The following is a 24,653-nucleotide window of genomic DNA, read 5'->3' as shown; positions in this document are numbered from 1 at the left end:
AGAGAATGGTTTGAAAAGGGCAGGTCAAATACTCCTATTCCTTATCTTCAGTGCCACCGTGGGATTCCTCGCCATGAGAATGAACGTGCTGGAAAAGAGTCCTGAGTCCGAACCGGAGGAGAATCCATCGACTGTTTATCTATCCTACGGTGACGATGAACTGGCCAAAGGCGCTTCCCTCGTCGTCGAAGGAGAAAAGCATTTCAAGGCCATGCGCCAGCTGACCTTCAGTGGTCAGAATGCCGAGGCGTATTTTAGTGCCGATGGATCCAGATTGATCTTCCAGGCTCATGAGGGAGACGAAAACTGTGACCAGATATTCATTCTGGATATTGAATCTGGGGGGATTGAGATGGTATCGACGGGAGCGGGAGTCACGACGTGCAGTTTCTTTCAATATCCGCACGATGACGCTATCATATACGCTTCAACCCATCTGGGTGGTGAAGCCTGCCCCGCCAAAGCGGATCCGACACTTGGCTATGTCTGGATGTTGCATCCTGCGTACGATATCTTCGGGGCTCTGCCGGATGGTTCGGAGATGAGTCGGCTCACGGAAACATATGGGTATGACGCCGAGGCCACTTACGCGTTCGATGGCAACAGAATTGTCTACACATCTCTCGCCTCAGGTGATCTTGAGATCTGGACGATGGATCCTGACGGTTCAAACAAGCTCCAGCTTACGGATCGTCTCGGTTACGACGGCGGAGCGTTCTACAGCCACGATGGTCAGAAGATTGTGTGGCGAGCATATTATCCGGAATCAGAAGAGGAGGAAGAGCGCTACCTTCAGATTCTACGGAACAATGCGATCAAGCCGATGGCGCTGCAAATCTGGGTTATGGATGCAGATGGCTCAAACAAGATCCAGATAACAGATAACGAGGGTGCTAACTTTTCCCCCTTCTTTTTCCCCAACGACAATAGGATCATCTTTTCGTCAAATCTTGCAAATCCCCGAGGGAGGAATTTCGATCTCTACAGTATTGATGTCGACGGCTCGAATCTGGAACAGATTACTTTTTATGATGGGTTCGATAGTTTTCCCATGTTCAACCATGACGGCAATCAGCTCGCGTTTGCATCGAATCGCAACAACCAAGAGCCTGGGGAAACCAATGTTTTCATTTGCAGCTGGGTCGATTGATCCGAATATGGAATATGGAGTGAACCATCTCCTGATGGTTCAGCATCATCGGGAGATGATGCAGTCCATATTCACTCCATAAGATGCATTCAAGGAATCGCTTGATTTCATCTGCGACAAGTACGGACGGCAGCTAGTTTGCCCCCTCCATTGTGAACGGCGGCTCACATTCCATGAGCATGTATTGAGATATTTTCATCCCGAGCCTACCGTATGCTTGCTGGGCCAGGCTGTTTTCCCCATGGACGTACAGACGGAAGCCACAGACATTCCCCTCTTCCCGGGCCCGTTTCAAGGTCTCATTATGGAGAGAACGATACACTCCCCGTCTTCGGAACTCAGGGTGCACATATACGCTCTGTATCCACCAGAACTCGGCGTTACGCCAGTCGCTCCATTCGGACGTAATCAGAAGTTGCCCTGCGATAGTTCCCTCTACCTCGGCTATCAGATAGAGGCCCTTTCCGGGTGAAGTGAAAACCCGGGCCACTCCCCGCATCAATCTGTGAGTGTCCAGGTTTTTGTCTTCCGTTTCCCTCGCCATCGCCAGGGAAAACTCAACGATTGTGTTCTGATCCTCTTTTGTCGCCTTTCGTATTCTGATCATGTTTACCCCCATGTGGTCTATCCTGGTTTGTTCATCAGCGCGCCTGTCCGACCTCTTCCCCCGAGGCGTTGGACTGCTACAGAGCCAAGCAATCTCTCCATACATGAAACCTCAATGTTTGAACAACTGAACATTTGATGCTTATGATTTCAGGTCATTGGTGTTCTTGGCCACAAATGACTCAGGTTAGATGATGCCACTTCCCAGCGCCAGGGAGAGTATGATGAGTCCAAAAGCCACCAGTTTTTGAATATGGGCCATTGTCACTTTTTCCACCAGGCTTTTTCCGGCCATCACTCCGAGGAAGGCGGCGCAGCATGCCGCAATTATAAGGGGTACGTTTCTGAGACCGATCTGAGTTATGTGCACGCCGTATACCGCAAGTCGCGTCAGGTCTACCAGGCACGCGATGGTTACACCGGTGCCGATGAACTGTTCTTTTGTCAGTCCGGTTTTGGCGAGAAAGGCGCTCCGCATTGCACCCTGGTGTCCAGAAAGTCCCCCCAGCAGACCGCTGACCATGCCGCCCACAGGGAGGAGTTTGGGATTGAACTCCAGATTTCTCAGCCGGGGCACTACTTCCAAAAGAGCGAAAAAGGTGATTAATGCGGCGACGATGATCTTGATTACCTCCACGTCTTGATTTCTCGCGAGCAAATTATATGAAAAGGCTGGTTTGAACTGTGACATCACGGTGAGCAGCCAGGCTCCCACGGCAGCAAAAACCACTGCCGGCACGGCGAATTTGATGAGGACGTCGTTGCGCCGAAATCTCCCGAAAAGGGCAAACTTAAAGAAGTTATTTGCGAGATGGACGAGGGCGGTAGCGGCGACTGCAACTTCCACGGGGAAAAACAGCAGCATGACGGGCATCAAGATGGAACCCAGTCCAAAACCTGAGAAAAGGGTTAGACCGGAGGCGATCAGGGAAACCAGGGTGACGATTACAATATCCAAGAGACTCCACTCTCCATGGGAAGCGTTACAGCAGTTCCAGCACGCGTTCTGGTGGTCTACCGAGAACGGCTCTTTCGCCTTTGACGGCGATGGGACGTTCTATCAATCTGGGATGGGACGCCATTGCCTGCAGCAACGCCTCACTATCATCCAATCTTTCCTTCAGTCGGAGCTCCTTGAAAACTGCTTCATTTCTCCGGATGAAATGCTTGGGTTCAAGTCCCAATTTCCGGGAGATATCCTTCAGAGTATCCAGGTCAGGAGGAGTCTTGAGGTAATGAATCAATTGAGGGTCAACGCCTTGATCTTTGAGAATCTGCACGGATTCTCTACTCTTACGTCACCTCGGGTTGAAGTAGACGGTAATCTCATTCATTTCGTTTTCTCTCCTTTCTTGCTTTGGAAGACACAGGCTTTGGCTTAGGCTAAGAATAAGGCCGAGGCTGAGGCGAAGGCCAAGAATTGAGAATCCTATTCATTACAAATTCAACGAGAAGAGTCTTTGTTTTCTCCCTTCATTTCCTTCGCCTTCGCCTCAGCCTCTTATCTTGTTAATTCCTCAGCCTTCGCCTTAGCCTGAATAGTATATGAATATAGTTTAAATTTGAATTCCTTTCCATTTTTCCCTGTCTGGGAAACTCTGGATCAATTGAATTTGAATTGACAACCCGTATCCTGATGACTAATTTTCCTAGCATTGTAGTCTAGTTCCGAGGAGAAACTCATCACTATTTGTTGGCTTCCATCTTAGAAACATGGCCTTTTTCAGAGATGCGCTAAACGTTGGGGGTTGGGTATCCGGGGATCTTGCCATCGACCTGGGCACCGCCAATACGCTCGTCTGGATCAAGGGGAAGGGGGTCGTATTGAGCGAACCTTCGATCGTGGCAAGCAGCATAAACGACGGGTCGATTCTTGCCGTGGGCAACGAAGCCAAAGAGATGGTTGGTAAAACTCACCGGGACATTCAGACTATCCGTCCTCTCAAGGATGGTGTCATCGCAGACTTTCACATGACGGACGCCATGCTCCAGGGATTCGTGAAGAAGATTCGTTTCAGCCGTATCGCCCGGCCCCGGATGGTCATATGTGTTCCCAGCGGCATCACGGAGGTGGAAAGGCGGGCGGTTAAAGATTCAGGTGAACGGGCCAACGCCCGCGAGATTTTCCTCATAGAGGAGCCCGTGGCAGCAGCCATCGGGATTGGACTCGACATCAGTAAGCCGGTGGGCAACATGATCGTGGATATCGGAGGGGGAACCACGGAGATCGCGGTGATTGCTCTTAATGGTGTTGTGACGAAGGAGACGGTCCGGGTGGCAGGAGCACAAATGGATGAGGCGATCATCCAATGGTTCCGGAATGAGCATAAGCTCGAGATCGGTGAACCCTCAGCCGAAAAAATCAAGATATCAGTTGGATCCGCCATGCGAATGAAAGAGACCATGATCACGGTCAAGGGTCGAGATCTCGTGTCGGGTATTCCGAAAACGGCCGAGGTCTCATCCGACGAAATTCGTCAGTCACTGAAGGACTGCGTCACTCAGATTGTTGATGTGGTAAAACGGGCTCTGGAACAGACCCCGCCGGAACTTTCCGTCGACATCCTGGAACGGGGAATCATTCTCACTGGCGGAGGATCTCGCTTAAGAGGCATCGATCAGAATATTCGTGAGCGGACCAATCTTCCGGCCAACGTTTCCGAAAATCCTTTGCAAGATGTAGTCATCGGTACCGGGACTGTTCTCAACGACATCAAAAAGTATAGAGACGTCCTCATATAGCCTTGCTTCTTAATGCGTAGGTTCATCGGTTTTCTTCATGAACGTCGTGATTACGTCGTCCTGATTATCAGCATCGGTTTCTCCCTCTATTTCCTCTCTTCAGACGAGTCCTCGGAAGTTCAGATCATTCGTGGCAAGGCCAACAGCTTTTTCTCGGTACTGTATCGCCCCATCCTTTGGGTAAGAGGGATTAACGAGTTGCGGACGGAAAATGAATTACTCCGGGATAAAACCGTACAACTCGGACTGCTGAATTCCACGCTTCTCAAGTATAAATACGAGAACGACCGCCTCCGGGAAATGCTCAACTACAGACGGAAAAGTCAGTTGAGTCTCATCCCGGCGCGCGTTGTCGGCAAAGGAATTTCTCCTATGGTCTCCTCCATTTCCATCGACGTGGGGAGGGATCAGGGAGTGAGAAAGAACATGTCAGTGTTGAGCATAAGAGGTGTCGTGGGGAAAACAGTATCGGTAGGCAATAAGACGTCCACGGTCCAGATCATGACGGACTACAATTTCCGACTCAGCGTGAAATTTGAAGAGTCAGGAGCCACGGGAATTCTCAGATGGAAGGACCAAGGTGTGTTCGAAATCTGGGAGGTTCCCGAAACAGTGGAGCCGAGAATAGGGGAAAGGATTCTCACCTCAGGTTATAGCAACATTTTTCCAGAGGATCTGCCAGTGGGTGAAGTGATAGGGTTTGTCGATTTCCCAGATCTGCTTGAGACGGTTGTTCTTGCCCGGGCCTACACCGATTTCGGAGTACTGGAGCACGTGTTCGTGGCCGGAAAAGTGGGGGGATGAACTGGCGAAGGACACTTTTTCTGGGCCTGGGCGTTTTTCTCACGCAGCTCTTCCTTTCCGAATTGATGACAATCAGAGGGATCAGACCCGATTTTCTGCTCATTTTTGTGATGTATATGGCCATGCAAAAAGGAAGTCCGACGGGTGTCGTGACGGGATTCGTTATCGGGTTTCTTGAAGATCTGTTGAGTGCGGGTTCGCTTTTCGGTCTGGCATCCCTGACGAAGTCCCTCTCCGGCTTCCTCCTCGGTCGACTGCACGGGAGGTATCCCAGAATGAGTCCGGTGGTTTTTCACGTAGCCTGGGTGTCGATCGTCCTCATCCATTTCTTTTTGTATATTTACGTGAGGTTTCAGAGCGTCTACAATTCCTCCAAATTTGAATTTTGGGTCACCTGGCTGTTCACTGTGATTTACACACTCGTCTTCGTTGGGATCGTGCAGGTGATTGTTCCTCTTCATAGAATCCAGCCGGAAGAATAGAGAGGTCAGCGGAAAATGTTGAAGAGTGAAATCCGTGTCCCCAGGGTCAAGAGAAGGGTGGCCGACGGAGTGGTCATGGTTTTGCTCTCCGTTCTGGTGGCAAGACTCTACTACTTGCAGGTATACCGCCATGAAAAGTTTCAGGAGCTCGCGGATTACAATCGTATCCGTCCTGTGACTATACATGCACCCCGAGGGCTGATCCTGGATCGAGACGGACGGGTTCTCGCTTCAAATCGATTCGTCTATACCATTTCCGTCATCAGGGACGAACTTGTGGACGAAGAGACAGAGTTCGAAATGATTGCGAGGTATCTGGATGTCCCTGCAGGTGAGATTGAGGCAAATTTGAACAAGTACTACCGGGATCGATTCCTTCCAGCGATGGTTTCCCGGGAGGTATCCTTTAGGAATCTGAGTCTGATTGAAGAACATCGCGACGACTTGCCTGGCGTCATTTATTCCAAATTCCCTGTGCGACGGTATTCCAATAAGGCCGAGGTGAATGCGTCTCATATTTTGGGATATCTGAGGGAGATCAGTCGAGAGGAACTGGATCGACATGATGGGGAGGACTATGCTCCTGGCGATTTCTCTGGGGCCCATGGCATTGAAAAGCGGTACGATTCCAGGCTCAGAGGGAAAAAGGGTTCTCTTTTTCTGCAGGTCGACGCCCTGGGAAGGGAAGTGGGGCCTGTGAAGGAGAGAGATCCAATACCTGCAGAACCGGGTGAAAACATATACCTCACCATCGATGCCCGTCTACAGGGTTACGTCGAACGTCTCCTGAGAGATAGGACCGGAGCCGCGGTGGTTCTTAACGCTGCCTCAGGTGAGGTGCTGGCCTTGGTAAGCATGCCGGACTATCCCCTTGACGATTTTGCAGGATTCATTGAAATGGATACGTGGGCTAAGCACTCCGATAATGAATCGAGGCCCCTTTTCAATCGATCGGTATCGGGACTTTATCCTCCAGGATCGGCGATAAAACCTATCACCGCCATCATGGCCCTGGAAAACGGTCTGGTGGACCTCGATTGGACGGTGACATGCACGGGCGAATATCTCTACGGCGATCGGATATTCGGGTGTTGGGTTCCAGAGGGGCACGGCAAGGTGAACCTGATGGACGCAATTACCGAGTCCTGCAACATCTATTTCTACCATCTGATTCAAAAAGCCGACCTGGACACATGGTTCCGCTATGCACGGCTTTTTGGCTTCGGACAAAAGACTGGAATAGACTTGCCCGAGGAGAATAGCGGCATCGCTCCAAACACAACGTTTATGAACGACAAGTACGGCGAGAATAGTTGGTCGGGGGGCCATTTACTGAACGTGGCCATCGGACAGGGCGACGTCCTTGTCACACCCATTCAAATGGCCCGTTTCATGGCTACGGTTGCCATGCGTGGATTTGAAAGAAGACCCCGACTTACTCTTGAGGAAAGGTCCTCGGAGAAGGAGACTGAAGGGAATAGGATGGAATTGGAGGAATCGACTTGGGATATTATACAGAGGGCCATGTGGAACGTGCTGAACAGTCCTAAGGGTACGGCGTTCTCAAGCAGGGTGCCGGGTGGGGAGATCGATTTCTTTGGAAAGACAGGCACCTCCGAGAACCCCCACGGCGAACCTCATGCGTGGTTCATAGGTTTTGCCAGGAAAGGAGAAGAAACGATAGCGTTTTCGACACTCGTTGAGCATGGCGGCAAGGGAGGATCTACGGCCGCCCCTCTGGCCAGGAGGATTGTAGAGCACTATTTTGGAGCCGACAGCCTGAAGGTGGCAATCAAATGAGACAATTTTTCAGAAAACTGAAAGAAGCCAATCTCAGATGGGTTTTCGTCGCTCTCGCGCTCAACGGCTTCGGCTTGGTTGCTCTCTACAGCATCGGTTCCGATGCTGAGGAGCTGTCCATGAATTCCCGCTTTTTCAAACACCTGTTGTGGCTAGTCCCCGCGTCCGGTGCTTTCATTTTCTTCCTGGCAATACCAGTCAGGGTGATTCACAAGTATGCATATGCTGCCTTTGGTCTTGTCCTTGGCTTGCTCTTTGTTCCCCACCTAACCGGGCCGGTGGCGGGAACCTACCGGTGGATCAGTTTTGGTGGTGTCGGTTTCCAGCCCTCGGAGATCATGAAGTGGGTGCTGGTCATCGCCCTCGCCCGATATCTTTCTGATCATAATCTCAAGATAAAGAGCATCCGGTCTGTCATCGTTCCCATTCTGATAACGCTGATACCTGCAGTGGTGATTATGAGGCAGCCTGACCTGGGATCGGCGATCATTGTTGTCGCTCCCATCATTTCACTCCTTTACTGGGTGGGAGCACGGTCCTTTCATATCTTCATACTGGTGGCACCCATTTTAACCATGATCACCGCATTCAATTTCTATACCTTCACTTTCTGGATAGTGTTGGTAGCCGTGATTCTTTATCTATCCAATACAACGTTCAGGGCGAAGCTCTCAAACTTCTTCGTGAATATTTTCATCGGTCTGCTTACCCCCGTTCTGTGGGGACAATTGAAATCCTACCAGCAGGAGAGATTCCTGGTGCTGCTCGATGTCTCCAGGGACCCAAGAGGGGCTGCGTACCAGGTTATTCAATCTCAGACGGCAATCGGTTCTGGAGGATTCTTTGGAAAGGGGTGGGGCAGAGGGACGCAGACGCATCTGAAGTTCCTGCCGGAGCAGGAGACAGATTTCATTTTCTCAGTCATAGGGGAAGAATTGGGGTTTATTGCTGTATGTCTCATACTGCTTCTGTTCGCTCTGCTCATCCTCGACCTCATAAGAGCGGCTTACGTGTCCAGTGAGAGATTCTCGAGTCTCATACTCATCGGAATTGCGACTCTCTTTCTTACTCATATGTTCGTCAACGTGGGGATGACGATCAACCTGCTTCCGGTGAAGGGCCTGCCTCTCCCATTTCTGAGCTACGGTGGTTCGTTCCTCGTTTCATGTTACGCTATGATCGGTCTCGCTATGAATGTGAGCGTGGAAGCGCTGGAATAGTACGGCCGCCTGAAAATCATTGTTATTCACCGTCGGAAAGGGTAATTTCTGCATCAAATTCTGCGGACATCCACTATAACTACCCATCTTACTGTGAAAAAATGTAGCGCTCGTGTTCCTGTCATCGCACTTCTGATTCTCAGTAATTTCTATTGCCTGGCTGCCCGTTCTCCCTCACCTACCAACGGGGAGATGCAGCGAACCGGACCGCCAACCCGGTCGAATGCCCAGCAGGACCAGCTGAAGGAGCTGTCTCAACGGGTGGATGCTTTGGAGAGTAAACTGAATCAGCTTATGGGGGTGATTGTCCCCGATGTTGAAAATGCGCTGAATGTCGTGGTCAAGTCAAGAGCCCAGTCAGACAGTACCACAATTCTGCTCATCAACAGGATCAATACCATTCAGAACAAGATGAAGATTGTGGAGGATAGGGCCGAATACTCGGACAGTACAAATCTTGAGATGCTTGAGCAACTGCTGATGATTGAGAACAAGATCGTGACACTCACGCGTAGCTTCAACGAATTGTATGCTCTCAGATCCGGAGTTGTCGAACCGGGCGATTTAAGGATACGTGGAGATGACTTCAGGCTGAAATATGTTGAGGCGTTGAGTCAATACCAGAACGGTCATTTCCAGATCGCGATTGACGGTTTTTCTTCGTTGGCTGCGTCAGGGCTTGACCACAAGCTTGCGGATAACAGTCAGTACTGGCTGGCCGAGTCTTATTATGCCCTGAAGAATTACAGACGGGCCATAAAAGAATTTGGGCGAGTTTTTGAATTTAAGGGCGGGGACAAATGGGATGACGCCCAGCTAAAGATTGGGTTATGCTATCAAAGGATCGGGAACACTGATAGGGCGAAAAGCGAGTTCCAAAAGCTCCTGGATCACTTCCCGGATAGCGAATACTATCAGAAAGCTCAACAGTATCTCCGTCAACTCTAGCTGTTTCCAAAGCTGAAATCCTTCCCGGGAGAAGAGTGCCATGCCTCTGAAACTCTATTTCTTAACATCTGAGATTATTCCCTTCGCTGAGACTGGTCCCCTTGCACATTTCTCCAAGTATGTCCCTATTCGACTACAGGGGCATGAACACGACATACGTCTCACGGCTCCTAAATACGGTTTCATCAGTGAACGAAAATATATACTGAGAGAGGTAATCCGGCTCCGCGAGATTGAGTGCGAGATGGGAGATGAGATCATCATGGCCTCGGCGAAATCGGCATTCATTCCTCAAACTCGTGTGCAGGTTTACTTCATGGAACATCCGTCATGGTTTCAACCCTTGAACCCTCTTCTCTACAAGTCGAGGAACGGGAGACCTTTACCTGACAATGACGACAGGTTTGGGTTCTTCGGGAAGACGGCGCTGAATATGTTAACACATCTGTTCTGGAGTCCGAATGTGATTTTATGCAATGACTGGCAGTCTTCATTCATTCCGATTCTGTACAAGCAGCTCTATAAGGATCAGGACTTCTACAGGAATATTAAGACTGTTCAGATCATTCATTCACTGAATGATTATTCCGCCGTATCGCGTGCCACCTACGACAAGCTGGGTGTATCCCTCCCCAGTGAATTGGAAGGGGAGGAGGTAAATTCTCTTGCCATCGCCTCTGATTCTGCGGACATGGTCATCGCCGTGGATGGTCCCGAGAGAAAGATATCGAAGGAACTTTCCAAACATGCGGACTTTAAAGCGGCATATGAATCTATTGAGAAAAAACTTGAAACGGTGACTCACGATGATACTTCAGAGGAAAGCTATAGATCCGCGGCCGACCATATCAACGACCTCCTTCAGGATCGTTTCTCCTAATTCTCACGCCTAGGGCCGAATCCCGGCGAGTAAAGTCATTCCGTTGAGCAGTTATCCCGAGAGTCTTCTTCAGAAATACGCGGTCGTTTTGGCCATCCTCACGCTGTCAGGTTGTTCCGAAGAAGCATTTCTCACCGATCTTGACAACACCCCCCTGAAGGTGCACATTGTTTCATCAACGGCTATCCAGTTCAAGAGTTATCAGATACCACCAATGCTTGGGAATTATCCTGTCCTCTTTCTAGGCACGAAGGACGACTATGTTATGCCATTATCCTTAATGAGTCTCGCAAGTCTGGATGTCCTCAGAGACAGTCAGATCACGATTGACAGTGCATTCGTTCAAATCACTATCAATAGTGAGGATTCAGACACATCACTGTGGCAAGAGGAACTTACTCTTGGATTCTTTTTTGACTTCGATTCCAGCTATTCGGAATCGGAAACGAACTATTTCAATATAGATGAGTTGGTACCCGAAACTTATCCGTTTCTGGATTCCTCCCGGGTAGGGGAGAGAGACACGTTATCGCCATATGTCAGGTTTCATATTGAACCTGCGCTCATAGAAACATGGGTGGAAAGCGACACTACAGAACCCCTCTTTATTCTGGAGTCCGCCGCCGGTGATTTTGCGGGTCTATATGCTTTCCATTCCAGCGAGAAATCGGAATTCTATCCTTTCATGAAGGTCTTCTATACAACAGAAGATACTGCCGCGGCCGATACCGGCACAATCATTCGATTCCGTTCCGACGTGACCATCGTGACACCGCCCAGTTTGGAGGTCGACAACTTCGATTCCACGCGGAGCTACGTCGGCTGGGGAGCGGGTCTCAGGTCGCTGGTATTTGTCGATATTGACAGTCTGGGAATTCCCGGCAGCGCCGTGATTACCAGGGGAAATCTGATACTTCCCGTTGATTTCGAGACAAGCCTTTTGACCGAAACGCCCGGCATGGCGTTTCAGATGTTCTTGCTTCAAGATAGTGTCGAGAAAAGTGAGTGGGGAGAATCGGAGTGGTTCAACGAGGATATTTTCGATCCTCTCTCTCCGCTGGGGATATATTATTCAGGCACATCCATCCAGAAAGATTCGACACTCGCCCTGGACATCAGTGATATAGTCCAGGGGTTTGTGGTGAAGAAACTTGTGAATGACGTTCCATTGAAGAACTTCGGATTCAAGCTAGTCGCTCACAATTCCTCCCCTCTTTTCGATCACGTGGCCTTTCATACGGCGATGGAAGGAGATCTTTCACCACGGATTGAGGTACTGTATGAAACACCATAGAGCGAGCGCCCTGATCTCCGTCTTGGCTGTCATTTGTTCTGCCCAGTCTCCATATAACAGTATCTCCCACGGGATTATTCTCAACGGCGGCGAGGCGTCGAGTCTGGCCCAGGGGAGTGTCGGACTTGTCCCCTCTCACAATTCGAGAGTTTCCTACTTGAATCCTTCCACGTGGCACGCAATGAGATTTGCTTACCTCACGGCACATTACGGTACTGGCAGAGTTGAATATCCAGACCAGGATTTCAGAAGTGAGTTTGGCCAGCTCGAGAATATTGCATTCGTGGTACCAATCAGAGGAACGTATGCGTGGGGATTCGGACTCAGACCCTATTCGCGAAAGAATTTTTCCATGGAAGGGAGTCAGGATTCCACCCTTATCTTTTCCTCCGATACGTTGATGCGGTCGAAGAAAATTGACGGAACTGGCGGCATCAGCAGCCTTTTCACCGGAGGGTCCTGGAAAATCGATGATAACACCGCCGTGGGCGCTCGTCTGGATTTCCTTTTTGGGGTCTTCCACGAAGTCACTTCCTCACGATTGGATGGAGGTCCCCCTGTCGTTGCTGGCAGAGATCTTCAATACAGGGGAACGCTTTTCTCTGTATACTACCGTTCGTTCTTGGGAAAAGTCCTGGCAAACTCTACCCTCTATTTGGGTGGACAGTTTCCACTTTGGGGTGGGGAAATTGCGGTAACCGATCAGCCTCTCTTTCTGGATCAGGGTCAGGACGGGCAGCATACCAACTCCGATCGGCCCCTTCCCGGTGAAGTCATAAAGACTGTCAACCATATCGCCTTTTCGCTCCCTTCCACCGTTTCCCTTGGCTGGGTTTACCATTTGACAGCGCAAACTCATATCAACTTTGAGATTTCTGCAAGGCGCTTCCCCGGAAAAATTGAGTCAACGTTGAGTTCCATAGAAAGTGGAAGTGGCGTGAAAACCGGGTCGTCACTGGGTGTGGGACTGCTCAGAGAGAGAATTCCGGGTTCCAGTGATTTCTTCAGTCTGTTTCATTACCGCGTTGGATTTTTCCGGAGACAACATTACATTTTTCGCTCGAACGGAGCCCTGAGTGAACAGGGATTCTCCGTGGGAATTGGAATTCCCTTTGGGTCGAAGCTGAACCAGCTAGACTTCGGATTCCTTCTTTCGCGAAGGGATGGATTCTTTTCGGAGGACCCGGAATTCGTGAGGCAGGTTTCCCTTGGGGTCACCATCGGCGACGTCTGGTTGGTGAAACGAAGAAGGAGATAAGATGAGAAATCGCCGCTTGATTGCGAGCATTTTTGGTTTTTTCCTGATCATTATTGGTCCGTCCGTTGTCTTTGTGTTCATGGGATGCGTGCCGCCATCCTCTCAAACAGGGGAAGATGCGGACGCAGGAGGGGATGCGGCAAGAGAGAGTGCGGACGATATAAGGTGTCTCCGACTCTTGAGTTCGGCAGCGGAGTATTACAAGAACACGGATTGGAAGTCGACAGTTCGAGTCTATGACGAATTAGTTGACCTTGGATGTGACGCTGGGAGTGAAGAGGAGGTCTATCAATACTGGGCTATTGCATACGAGTATTTGGGGAAATTCGACAGTTCTGAGTATGTTCTACTTCAAGGTTTGAAGCACCTACCTGAGAATATCAATCTCCATAACCGCCTCGCTTACGCTTATAAGCGTCTTGGAAACCGGGAAAAAGAAATCTTTGAGTACCAACGTATCATAGACCTGATTCCCCAGGACACTGAACCGTTGAAGCGGCTGAGTGAGTTGTACGGTGAAGCAGGTCTTCATGAGGATCAAATATATTATTTGGAGAAAATCCTCGAATTGGAGCCGGACAATAAGGACGCGCAGGGGGACCTTGCCCAGGCATATGAACAGACGGGGAAAGATCCGCTCGACATTTACCGCCAAAGATTCGCGGATAATTCAGACAATCTCTCGTTCGGACTGGACCTCGCGGATCAATTGACCGCTGCAGAAGAACACGAAGAGGCCATTCGTGTACTCAACAGACTCAAGAATGCGAATGCCACAAACGGATCTGTTTCCATGAAACTCGTTCTTAAGAAACTTTCCCAGGCATATTATCGCGTGGACAGACTTGAAGAGGCTTCCAGCACGTACGAAGAGCTCTTCGAGCTTGACCCCAGGGATTTCACTACTGCCCTGGACGTGGTGAAGATAAACATAGATCTTCTGAATTTTGCGAAGGCGATGAGGTGGGTTGAAGAATCAATTGAAATCGCCCCCGACAACGGAGAGATTTACGGTCATAAAGGACTTGTCTACTACAGGGCATTCCAGGAATGTCGCAAAGACTTCCCTTCTTCAGACGACAGGATTATCGCCTCACTCGCTCACAAATACTTTGTTGAGGGTGAGCAGTTGAACTTCAAACGTTTCCTGCGTGACAGGAGATATCTTGAAGATAACAAGGATGATCTCATGTTCGGGCAAGCTAACTGGTTCATGCTCGACGAAGAGGTGAAGCGGCAGGGCTCCATCGCCCCCTCCAGCGATTGCTACAGCTGGGCGACGGAATCCTTGACTAAAGATCCAAGCTGGAAATAGACCCATTTATCTATCACTTCTGAGGTCATAGGTTTCTAACCTGGATAATCCACAGGATCTTCCAAAGGATCTTGAGATGAGATTCATCAGCATTATTCTGATATTGCTTATGTAAAAGAATAATAAACACTTGTACCAGATTAATATTCATTCTGATGAATTATCCACCGATTCGTCCCGCCCCGCATTTTGCGGGGCGGCCCGTCGAAGATCCCGTGGAATGCGGGGAAGGGTCCCGATAAGTCGGGATGAAAACTCATGAATAGATCAGGCTACAATGCCGCGATAGACTCAGGCATCTTCCACAACGAGGGAAATCCGTGAGCAATACGTCCAAATCAGCTAACACCGCGGGGGCTCTCCGCCGACAGGACCCGGAGGTCTATGAGGCCATTCACCGCGAAATCATGAGGGAGGATGAGACTCTTGAATTGATTGCCTCCGAAAACTTCGTCAGCTATCCTGTTCTGGAGGCAGCTGGGAGTATCATGACCAACAAGTATGCGGAGGGCTATCCGGGCCGGAGGTATTACGGCGGATGCGAATGGGTCGACGTTGCAGAGGATCTGGCCCGGGAAAGGGCGAAAAAGCTCTTCAGTGCCAAATACGTGAACGTGCAGCCGCATTCAGGTTCTCAGGCAAACATGGCTGTCTATTTTACTTTCCTCAAGCCCGGCCACACGATGATGGGTCTCAATCTGGCGCACGGTGGGCACCTCACTCATGGGAGTCCCGTCAACTTCTCAGGAAGGCTCTACAATGTAGTGTCCTACCAGGTGGAAAAGAAAACGGGAAGAGTAGATTTTGACGAGCTCCTGAAACTCGCGCGAGAGGCAAGACCCGAGATGATTGTATGCGGTGGCAGCGCATATCCCAGGTTCATTGAATTCGAGAAGTTCAGGGAAGTCTGTGATGATGTGGGAGCGTTTCTCATGGCGGATATTGCCCATCCAGCAGGACTTGTGGCCACGGGTATTCACCCTTCCCCCTGGCCACACTGCGACGTTGTGACGTCCACGACTCACAAGACTCTCAGGGGTCCCAGGGGCGGTCTCATTCTCATGGGAAAGGATTGGGAAAATCCGTGGGGTATCGTGGCCCCGAAGTCGCGTCGGACCAAAATGGTTTCCGAGCTGATTGACTCGAGCGTAATGCCCGGGACTCAGGGAGGTCCTCTCATGCATATCATTGCGGCCAAGGCGGTGGCATTCGGAGAGGCGCTCCGACCGCCGTTCAAGAAGTATTGCCGAAGAGTCGTGAACAACGCGAGGGAGATGGCTCAGGCACTTATTGAGCGGGACTATGAGCTTGTGAGTGGAGGAACGGACACTCATGTAGTCCTTGCGGATCTCACCCAAAAGAACATGACGGGCAAAGCTGCCGAGGCGGCCCTTGAAAAGGCCGGCATTACGGTAAACAAGAATATGGTGCCATTCGATGAACGGAGTCCCATGGTCACGAGCGGAATCAGGTTGGGCACTCCTGCCATAACGACGCGCGGTATGGGAAAGAGTGAGATGCATCAGATAGCCGACCTTATCGATCGGGTACTCAGACAGATGGACGATGAGAAGGTAGTGTCGAAAGCGCAGGAAGAAGTTCGAGAACTCTGTTCCCGTTTCCCGCTCTATTCCGATCTTCAGAATTGATCGATTCTCCTGCCGACTGGGTATCGGTCTGCCCGCGGTGTTGCTTATCTGTTTCTTACTTGGTAAACTTTCACCGTGGATAATCTAACCGGTCGTTTCCATTATTTGAACCTTCCATCCATGGCAAGGTTTTCCCGCAGAAAAGAATTTTCCATCCTCATTTTGCTTCTCATCCTCTGTGTGATGAGCTGCTCGCCTGCGAGATTCATCACGAACAGATTGGTGGCTCCCATGGAGGAGCTGGATGAGCTTTATCTGACGGAAAATGATCCCCAGCTGGTACGGGAGTCAATGCCTTCCACGCTCAAGATGCTGGAATTGTTTTTGCAGAATTCACCCGACAATCCGGGACTTCTTTTAGCGGCCGCACAGGCATTTACTCTCTACGGCTATGCGTTTGTTCTGAGGGATGCTGAAGTGGCAATCGCTCATGACGTTGATGAGGCAAGACGTCTCCGTGAGCGGTCAAGCCGGCTCTTCCTTCGGGCGAGGGAGTTTGCGTTCCGCGCCCTGGAGGTGAAGTACCCTCGGTTTCGGGAAACCTATTTCGCGTGGCCTGTAGAGTCGCTAAATCGGGTAGAAAAGGAAGATGTTTGTCTCCTCTATTGGGCGGCCGTTTCATGGGGAAGTCTCATTTCATCTTCAAAGGATAATCCGGGGGTCATCGTTGATCTCCCCCATGTGGGGCGCTTTCTGGAACGAGCCCTGGAACTCGACGACGGCTATGACAAAGGGGCTATTCACGAAGTCATGATATCGTACTCCATCAATCGTCCCGATGCGGGCAGCGCCGGGATAGAAAAGGCAGAGCACCACTACGAACGTGCTCTCGAGCTCTCGGGTGGAAATCGAGCATCCGTTTATGTCAATTATGCCGAGTCCATTTGTGTGAGGAAACAGGAGCGAGAGGAATTCTTGAACCTACTTGATCAGGCTATCTCCATCGACGTCGATGAGGATCCCTCCTCAAGGTTGGCCAACCTGGTGGCCCAGGAGAAAGCCAGGTGGTTGAAAGAACGTGTGGATGAACTTTTCTTCTGACGACAAAGTGTTGCGATCACTCTGCATTTTGATTCTCTGTTGCATGGTACCGGTTTGCGGAGCGGGAAAGACTCTCGTTGTCAAAATGGCCACCCTCGCTCCAGATGGCTCCCCATGGCATGAGATCCTGGTGGAGATGGGCCAGCAATGGTATGAGGTGACTGGTGGCGAGGTTCAACTCAGAATCTACCCTGGCGGTGTCGCAGGAGACGAAAGACACATGATCCGAAAAATTCGGATTGGACAGATTCATGCCGCTGCAGTTACTGTCGAGGGTTTGACGGAAATCAGTCGGGACATGAACGTTTTCTTCATACCTCTGCTTGTCTCTTCGTTCGAAGAGCTGGATGCTCTTCGTGATGAGATGGAGCCCCAACTTTTATCAGAGTTGGAAAGGAATGGATTCAAACTGCTCAGCTGGGCTGACGTTGGATGGGCCTACTGGTTCACAAGGGAGCCCATTCGGACTCCACAAGATCTGATGGATCTCAGGATTTTTAGCTGGGCGGGCGATTATCGCTGGACAGAGCTGTGGAAACTGGGTGGTTTTCAGCCCGTATCACTGGCATCGATTGATGTACTACCTTCTCTGCAAACGGGACTCGTGGATGCGTTCGCGACCGCGCCGATTGTGGCCCTGTCCATGCAGTGGTTCGCCCTGGCACCATATATGCTCAAATTAAAGTGGGGACCCTTGATAGGTGCCGTCATCATTGGCAAGAAGACCTGGGACGCCATTCCGGCGGAATATCACCCGGATCTTCTCGAAATTGCCAAACATACAGAGGATCGGGCAAGATCCTTACTGCCGCAGGCCCGGAAAGCCCTCGATGCGATGCAAGCGCACGGACTGGAAATCCACATTCCCTCTCAGGAGGAAAGGGATACATGGCTTCGGTTTACAAGATCTTTCTATCCTCATCTTCGAGGCAACCTGATTCCTGAAGGAATCTTCGACAGAGCGATCGAACTGCAGAAGCAGCTGAGCGTTCAGAAAGACCAGGATAACTAGGTCCGCCTCTCTCCATGAAATCACCGTTGAAGTCTTCCAGGCCCCTTCATGAGACCATGGGTCTCGGGGAGGATATTCTGGCTTCGACAGCCCTTCTGGCCATGGCGGCGCTTCCCTGCATTGAAGCAATCACTCGGTTATTTCGACTTCCAGGGATTCCCGGTTCCACCGTCATAGTCCAACATCTGACCCTCTGGATCGCTTTCCTTGGGGCGATTCTCGCCGCCCGCCAGAATAAGCTGCTTGCCCTTACTCGAAGGCAATTTCCGGAAAAGGATGACGGGGGGGGTGTAGGAACCTGGATAGCGAACACAATCTCCGTAACCGTGGTGGTCATGCTCGCCTGGGCCAGTTTCAAACTCGTTCAAGTGGAGGCCGCTTTCCCAAGGGAAGTGCTCCCGGGAGTGTCCATATGGGTTGTACAGTCAATTATGCCCATTGGTTTTCTCCTGATCGCCATTGAAATATGGAGGCAAAGCAACAGGGAACCTGTCTGGCGATCCCTTATGCTCGCCATTGTGGTCATCGTGTGCGCAATCGGCCTGGGGGAAAGTCTTCGAACTTCAATCATGCTCTGGATTGGCGTCGCCGGTCTGGGTGTTGCACTCGTTTTTGGTGCACCCCTGATTGTTGGTCTGGGTGGTATAGCCGTGCTCCTGTTTTGGCACGACGCCGTACCCGTTTCCGCTGTCCCAACCGAGATGTACAGGATTGTCGTCTCTCCCACATTGCCAACCATCCCCCTGTTTACCCTTGCGGGCTATATTCTCGCGGAGGGGGGGGCCTCTCGCAGGCTGATAAAAGTGTTCCGCCTCTGGTTTGGCTGGATCCCGGGAGGTACTCCTGTTATGGTGGCACTGCTCAGCGGTTTCTTCACGGCTCTTACCGGTGGTTCCGGCGTAACTATTCTGGCTCTGGGAGGACTTCTCCTCCCCATGCTCGTGGCCCAGAATTATCCCAAGAAATTCTCCATAGGCCTTATTACCGTTTCCGGTTCTCTTGGACTCCTCTTCCCCCCAAGTTTGCCGGCAATCCTCTACGGTGTAACAGCGGGCGTAGCCATCAACCGCATATTCCTCGCCGGCGTCATCCCCGGTCTCCTTCTTATTATCCTGGTTGCGTTATGGGGTGTACGGCAGGGAGCCAAGTCCAGTATTGAACGCACTCCATTTGAACCCGGGCCGGCATTCGCTGCACTCTGGAAAGCAAAATGGGAGGTTCTTCTTCCGGTGATCATTCTCGGGGGGATTTTCGGCGGATTCACAACACTGGTGGAGGTCGCTGCCTTTACGGTCATCTATGCACTTCTGGTGGAGGCGATCATATACAAGGACCTGAAGCCCAATGCGGTGCCAGGAGTCATCGTGAATTGCGCCACGTTAGTGGGTGGCGTTCTTCTTATCCTGGGAGTAGCGATGGGACTTACGAATTACCTGGTTGACGCCCAGGTACCCATGCATGCCCTCGATTGGGTGAAGTCAAATATTGACAGCAAGCTCGTCTTCCTGCTGACCTTGAACGGGTTTCTCCTGATCGTGGGTTGCATGATGGACATTTTCTCCGCCATCATAGTGGTCGTGCCTCTGATCGTTCCCATGGGTGTTCATTTTGGGATTGATCCGGTTCACCTTGCCGTCATATTCATCGCCAATCTTGAACTGGGATTCTTGACGCCTCCCGTAGGGATGAATCTGTTCCTTTCGGCTTACAGGTTTAATAAGTCGATGCCAGAGATATATGTGGCCACGCTTCCGTTTTTTCTCATAAGGCTGCTGGCAGTGCTCGCCATCACGTACATTCCCATAATCTCCCTGGGTCTTGTTGGCGGGACGCCGTGACCCGGGGCAGGATTGGCCCTGAGAAGAACAGAAGAAATGATTCTAATTCTTGACAAATGGACTAGGTGAGGATATATTGAAAATTGGTATTCCGGGGAGAATCCGTCAGGAACACGTGGTTCAGGCGACAGTATAATGCCTTAGTGAAAACAGTTGTGGAAGAGGTAATATGAAGAAGACTTGGTATGGTACGGTGTTGGTGACGATCCTGTTGTCAGCTCCGCTCACGGCAGTCAGTGAGGCCGGCGCCTTGTTTCTTCTCATATCACCAGGAGCACGGGCAGGTGGAATGGGTGAGGCCCAGGTGGCCGTTGCCAACGATGCCTACGCCAGCTACTGGAATCCGGCCGGACTCGCCTTCCTCTCGAGCAGTGAAATTGCTCTGATGCACGTCAACTGGCTTCCCAATTTGGTTTCGGACATGTACTATGAGTTCTTGGCATTCAGGCATCATTTTCCGACACTGGGGACACTGGGCGGTCACATTATCTTCCTGAACCTCGGAGAGCAGGTGCGCACTGACGAACAGGGCGAAAATCTCGGCACTTTCAACAGTTTTATGTTAGCAATCTCCGGGTCGTATGGAGCCCACATCTCAAGGAATTCATCCGTGGGCTTCAACGTAAAATTGCTCCACCAGAAGCTGGCGGAAATCGGTGCAGGGGCTGAGAAAGGCAAAGGTGTGTCTACGGACTTTGCCTTTGACGTTGCCTACTATAAGAAGAGGTTCCTGACTTCGCGCCTTGATCTGGGCATAACCCTGACAAATATCGGTCCGAAGATTGCATTCATCGATGAGGCGCAAGCGGACCCCATGCCCACGAATTTCACCGTTGGGTTCAACTACAGACTCGTGGATACAGAACATAATAAGCTCAGTTTTGTCATGGATTTGCACAAGATGCTCGTGGCTTCGTATCCTGACATGGATTGGGACGGCGACGGAGTGGTGGGCCACTACGATAAGAGAGGGAATTTCGAAGGTCCCGGCGGTGATTACAACGAAAAGGGCAAGCTCGAGGTCGCTCATACCGATCCCATCTTCCTGGGAATCGTGACGTCATGGTTGGACGACTGGCTGCTGGGTGGTGATATCGACAAGCCTGGAAAGGACGGCACGTCTGACGGCAGAATTGGTGGTTATATCCGCGATGGTGACGGGAATCTCTCGGCGACAGACGATCAGGAGTGGGGCGAGTCGGGGTACGGAAAGTACAACGACGCCGGAGAACTCGAATTGGGCACCGGTGACCAGCGAGCCTTCAAGAGAGAGATAGAAGAAATGATCATGAATTTTGGTGCAGAATACTGGTACTCCAAGTACTTCGCCATCCGGGCAGGGTTCTACTATGATCGGATGGGAAAGATCAATAATCCCACTTTCGGTATCGGACTTCGTTTCGGCGGCTACGGATTTGATGCGGGATTTACCCTTGGAGAACCGGGTCATCCGTTGACCAATACCATGAGATTCTCCCTCAACATGGAGTTTTAGCGACGATCCGACAGTGAATTCGAGTCCTGTAATCGCTGATTACGGGACTTTTTTGTAAGTAATCGTGAGACACATCGTTCTGCCTTTCATCGTCGTCTCCTGCCTGGCCGGGCAGTTCGCAAACAGTACCGGAAGCATTGCTGTCCTTGGGATTCGTGTTTCATTTCAGCCTGACGGCGATGAGTCCACAACGGGAGACGGTACCTTTTTGACCGAAGCTGCCCTTGAGCCATGTGGGGATTATTCCATCGACCGCCCTCCCCACAATCGAACCTATTTCGAAACCCAGCTGCGTGCCGTTGATAGTTATTTTAGATCTGCTTCGGTGGGCAGTTTTGGCATCGATCTGGGAGAATCGAGAATCTTTCCCCTCGACGAATCGGGAAGCTATTCACTGGATACAACCATGGCTTACTTCCATCCGTTTGGTGACGAGGCACTCCAGGACCGGAGACTTGCCGAATTCTTCCGGGCGTCACTCACAAGGGCCTATCAAGAGGACAGTCTGAGTTTTGGCTCTTTTGATGTCATCGTTATCTTCCACGCGGGCATAGGCCAGGATTTCGCCCTGCCATTTCTCGACCCCACCCCCGAAGACATCAACTCAGCCTATGTCGATTCTGATTTCCTGACTGAGCAACTGGGGGAACCTGAAATCATATTCGCTGAAGGGAATTCCGTTTCTTCGGGGATCATTCTTCCGGAAACACAGAATCATCTTTTCTATGACATTTCCGATCAAATTTTCCTGGGCATATCAAACCCCTGCGATTATCAATTTGGCCTGACGGGTACTTTTGCCCTCATGCTCGGATTTGCCATAGGCTTACCACCCCTGTGGAACACGGAATCGGGTGAAAGCGGGGTTGGCGTTTTTGCATTGATGGACCAGGGGTCCAACAACGGGAGGGGTGTCGTTCCTTCCCCCCCCGATGCCTGGACCCGCACACATGCGGGGTGGGAGGTTCCCACCGTTGTCAGGCCGACGAATACCGTAGACTTGATGGCGAGAGATTCCGTGCCGGATCAGATTGTGCGAATCGACATCACTCCATCTGAATACTTCCTCATAGAAAACCGGAACAACTGGGTTGTCAATGGCGTGGACATAGACTCAATGCGGTGGCGGAATCGTCGACAGAAGAACGGAGAGGTCATCGTCCCCTCCTACCTGGAAATGTTGATGGATTCCGGCGGCGTTGACATTGACAGTGTGTTCCACGTCGTCACTTCCGTCCCCAACTATGATCTCGGCCTCCCGGGATCCGGGCTTATCATATGGCATGTGGATGAACAGAAGATCAATGAGGGCCTGGTAACGTACTCCGTTAACGGTGATAGGGAGCATCGCGGGATTGACCTTGAAGAGGCGGACGGTGCACAGGATATTGGGTATCCACTGATCTTTCTCTTCACGGACCCCACCTCGGGTCTCTGGTCAGATATGTGGTTTTCAGGAAATTCAGAATACTATTTGGCGAATCCCGGATTCAAAGGTCAGCCGCCATCTTTCGGCCACGATACCTTTCCGAACACGCGCAGCAACAAAGGATCAGACACCTACATTCAAATAGACGGGATCTCAAAAGCAGGCAATATCATGTCGTTCACAGTTGACAATTCTCTTATGGCCAGCGGGTTTCCGGACACCTCCCTCCACATTCACTTTTTATACGATTTCAGCCGTGATGGGAAACCCGAATTGATAGGAGGATTGGATTCCCTCTGGTGGTCAGACTCAGATTCACTGTCCAGGGTCAATTTCTTCGAATTGCCTTCCAATTCATTCCAACTGGCGGTGACCAATTACGAGTCTACAGCACCCGCCTTGGTAGCCGTTATGGACCTTGGGAATGAGGTGTTGCGTGTATCTGCATTCACTTTCGAAAATGATAACTCCGGTTTCGTGCTCGAGTGGGACCACCACGTGTCAGCCTCGGGCTTACCGAAGCTCTCTTCAGGGTTTCCTGACTCAGTCATGGTGGTTCTCAATTGGGGACCGACAGAAATCATTGTAACGGGAGATTCTGTGGAAACTGTAGAACAGATTCCTGGGGACCCGGATCCCTCCAGGACAGTTGTCGCGGAAATGAAGGACCTCGAATCGGATTCCAGCGAAGTCTCAATAATCTCCATACAGGAACAGGGGGGATTGCTGGTGGAGCACGAAGGTTCGATAGCATACGGCATGGAACAGGTCGATTTTCGCACCATCGGCGCGGTCGATCTCGATCTCGACGGAAAAATCGAGATAACCGGTGTCGACACAGAAGGAAGATTGTACGTTATAAACAGAAATTTCACGGTTGAATCCGGGTTTCCGATTTTCTTCAACGTTACCTCCCCTGTTCTGGCTCAGGACCTTCTCGGGGATGGCCATCCCGAGCTTGTGGCTCAGGTGGATTCCTCTGATATTGTGGTCGTGGACTGGCAGGGAAATGAGTTGTATCGGCTGGCAAACCCGAGAGGGAGCCAGCTGCGAATGCTGAGCCATTATCTGGGTCGAAACTGTATCGCGGCGGAATCTGCCATATGGCTTTTTGACAGAACGTCGACCTCTGGGGGAAACCGTTGGGCGTACGTGCACCATGACCCAACAAACCGTCGCAGGTTTCAGGGAACATCGGCGTTCAGGGCTCCACCGGCAGAAAGTCTCATGGATGCGGCTCGGACCTACAATTATCCCAATCCAACCCAGGACAATTCCACGACTCTTCGCGTATACGTGGGCTCGGCAGAGAAAGTGGAGATTCTCATTTACGACGTGGCCGGATTCTATCTGGACAGGCTCAGCATGGAATCGCCTGTCCAGGGAGAGGTCAATGAAATTGCCTGGGATGTCTCCGCCGTGGATAGCGGAGTTTACTTTGCCAACGTGATCGCCACCCGGGGGTCCCGGTCGGAGAGCAAAATCTTGAAAATTGCGGTGGTACACTAGAGTTCTTTTTACTAACCTGAACTGCTCATTGGCCACATCCCGACTTGATCGGGACAGGGTGAACACAGAGCATATCAATCTGATATCAAGAAACTCATAATGGTTCATTTCAAATCTATTCGTGAGAGTATCTTAGACACGTCATGTTTCTCTAAACCTATGTTAATTATACTTCTCTGTG

Annotated in this window: 20 protein-coding genes; 17 read left to right on the top strand and 3 right to left on the bottom strand. The window is 50.9% G+C overall.

Annotated elements, in window-relative coordinates; all coding sequences use genetic code 11:
* Positions 1–10: 10 nt before the first annotated feature.
* Positions 11–1,150: a hypothetical protein gene (locus V3U24_01285; protein ID MEE9166089.1), complete on the top strand. Its 1,140-nt coding sequence runs from the start codon at positions 11–13 to the stop codon at positions 1,148–1,150.
* Between the two features lie 133 nt (positions 1,151–1,283).
* On the opposite strand, the gene V3U24_01280 is transcribed toward V3U24_01285, so the two are convergent.
* The 3 genes from V3U24_01280 to arsC all read right to left on the bottom strand — a co-directional run bounded on the left by V3U24_01280 (position 1,284) and on the right by arsC (position 3,090).
* Positions 1,284–1,757 (bottom strand): GNAT family N-acetyltransferase, encoded by a 474-nt coding sequence (locus tag V3U24_01280; protein MEE9166088.1) that lies wholly within the window; start codon positions 1,755–1,757, stop codon positions 1,284–1,286.
* A 186-nt stretch (positions 1,758–1,943) separates the two neighbouring features.
* Positions 1,944–2,714: a sulfite exporter TauE/SafE family protein gene (locus tag V3U24_01275; GenBank protein MEE9166087.1), complete on the bottom strand. Its 771-nt coding sequence runs from the start codon at positions 2,712–2,714 to the stop codon at positions 1,944–1,946.
* 25 nt (positions 2,715–2,739) lie between these two features.
* Positions 2,740–3,090 carry an arsenate reductase (glutaredoxin) gene (gene arsC, locus V3U24_01270; protein MEE9166086.1) on the bottom strand — a complete coding sequence of 117 codons (351 nt, stop codon included), beginning with the start codon at positions 3,088–3,090 and terminating at the stop codon, positions 2,740–2,742.
* A 379-nt stretch (positions 3,091–3,469) separates the two neighbouring features.
* Here arsC and V3U24_01265 point away from each other — a divergent pair, with 379 nt between their 5' ends.
* The 16 genes from V3U24_01265 to V3U24_01190 all read left to right on the top strand — a co-directional run bounded on the left by V3U24_01265 (position 3,470) and on the right by V3U24_01190 (position 24,472).
* Positions 3,470–4,498, top strand: a complete 1,029-nt coding sequence (locus tag V3U24_01265) for a rod shape-determining protein (protein MEE9166085.1) — start codon at positions 3,470–3,472, stop codon at positions 4,496–4,498.
* A gap of 12 nt (positions 4,499–4,510) precedes the next feature.
* Positions 4,511–5,302, top strand: coding sequence for a rod shape-determining protein MreC (gene mreC / locus V3U24_01260; protein MEE9166084.1), 792 nt, complete (start codon positions 4,511–4,513; stop codon positions 5,300–5,302).
* On the top strand, positions 5,299–5,784 hold the full coding sequence (gene mreD, locus V3U24_01255) for a rod shape-determining protein MreD (GenBank protein ID MEE9166083.1): 486 nt from the start codon (positions 5,299–5,301) through the stop codon (positions 5,782–5,784). The genes mreC and mreD overlap by 4 nt, the downstream gene beginning before the upstream one ends.
* Before the next feature lie 15 nt (positions 5,785–5,799).
* The gene (gene mrdA / locus V3U24_01250; GenBank protein MEE9166082.1) at positions 5,800–7,584 is read left to right on the top strand and encodes a penicillin-binding protein 2; all 1,785 of its coding nucleotides are present in this window, start codon (positions 5,800–5,802) and stop codon (positions 7,582–7,584) included.
* Positions 7,581–8,804: a rod shape-determining protein RodA gene (rodA, locus tag V3U24_01245; protein ID MEE9166081.1), complete on the top strand. Its 1,224-nt coding sequence runs from the start codon at positions 7,581–7,583 to the stop codon at positions 8,802–8,804. The genes mrdA and rodA overlap by 4 nt, the downstream gene beginning before the upstream one ends.
* 192 nt (positions 8,805–8,996) lie before the next feature.
* Entirely contained in the window at positions 8,997–9,752 is a 756-nt protein-coding gene (locus V3U24_01240; GenBank protein MEE9166080.1) for a tetratricopeptide repeat protein, read from the top strand.
* A 40-nt stretch (positions 9,753–9,792) separates the two neighbouring features.
* Entirely contained in the window at positions 9,793–10,632 is an 840-nt protein-coding gene (locus V3U24_01235; GenBank protein ID MEE9166079.1) for a glycogen/starch synthase, read from the top strand.
* Positions 10,633–10,675: 43 nt separating this feature from the next.
* Positions 10,676–11,926 carry a hypothetical protein gene (locus V3U24_01230; protein MEE9166078.1) on the top strand — a complete coding sequence of 417 codons (1,251 nt, stop codon included), beginning with the start codon at positions 10,676–10,678 and terminating at the stop codon, positions 11,924–11,926.
* A complete protein-coding gene (locus V3U24_01225) occupies positions 11,913–13,184 on the top strand; it encodes a hypothetical protein (GenBank protein MEE9166077.1) in 1,272 nt (423 codons plus the stop codon). The genes V3U24_01230 and V3U24_01225 overlap by 14 nt, the downstream gene beginning before the upstream one ends.
* A gap of 1 nt (position 13,185) precedes the next feature.
* Positions 13,186–14,499, top strand: coding sequence for a hypothetical protein (locus V3U24_01220; GenBank protein ID MEE9166076.1), 1,314 nt, complete (start codon positions 13,186–13,188; stop codon positions 14,497–14,499).
* Between the two features lie 320 nt (positions 14,500–14,819).
* Positions 14,820–16,148, top strand: a complete 1,329-nt coding sequence (gene glyA / locus V3U24_01215) for a serine hydroxymethyltransferase (GenBank protein MEE9166075.1) — start codon at positions 14,820–14,822, stop codon at positions 16,146–16,148.
* 75 nt (positions 16,149–16,223) lie between these two features.
* Positions 16,224–17,189: a TRAP transporter TatT component family protein gene (locus tag V3U24_01210; GenBank protein MEE9166074.1), complete on the top strand. Its 966-nt coding sequence runs from the start codon at positions 16,224–16,226 to the stop codon at positions 17,187–17,189.
* 43 nt (positions 17,190–17,232) lie between these two features.
* Positions 17,233–18,201: a TRAP transporter substrate-binding protein DctP gene (dctP, locus tag V3U24_01205; protein ID MEE9166073.1), complete on the top strand. Its 969-nt coding sequence runs from the start codon at positions 17,233–17,235 to the stop codon at positions 18,199–18,201.
* Positions 18,202–18,227: 26 nt separating this feature from the next.
* A complete protein-coding gene (locus V3U24_01200; GenBank protein MEE9166072.1) occupies positions 18,228–20,039 on the top strand; it encodes a TRAP transporter large permease subunit in 1,812 nt (603 codons plus the stop codon).
* Positions 20,040–20,208: 169 nt separating this feature from the next.
* Entirely contained in the window at positions 20,209–21,534 is a 1,326-nt protein-coding gene (locus V3U24_01195) for a PorV/PorQ family protein (protein ID MEE9166071.1), read from the top strand.
* 64 nt (positions 21,535–21,598) lie between these two features.
* Positions 21,599–24,472 (top strand): T9SS type A sorting domain-containing protein, encoded by a 2,874-nt coding sequence (locus tag V3U24_01190; protein MEE9166070.1) that lies wholly within the window; start codon positions 21,599–21,601, stop codon positions 24,470–24,472.
* Positions 24,473–24,653 lie beyond the last annotated feature (181 nt).

Source organism: Candidatus Neomarinimicrobiota bacterium, assembly GCA_036476315.1.
GTDB lineage: Bacteria > Fidelibacterota > Marinisomatia > Marinisomatales > S15-B10 > JAZGBI01.
Note: the sequence above shows the minus strand (reverse complement) of the source record. Positions and strands in the feature narration are given on the sequence as shown.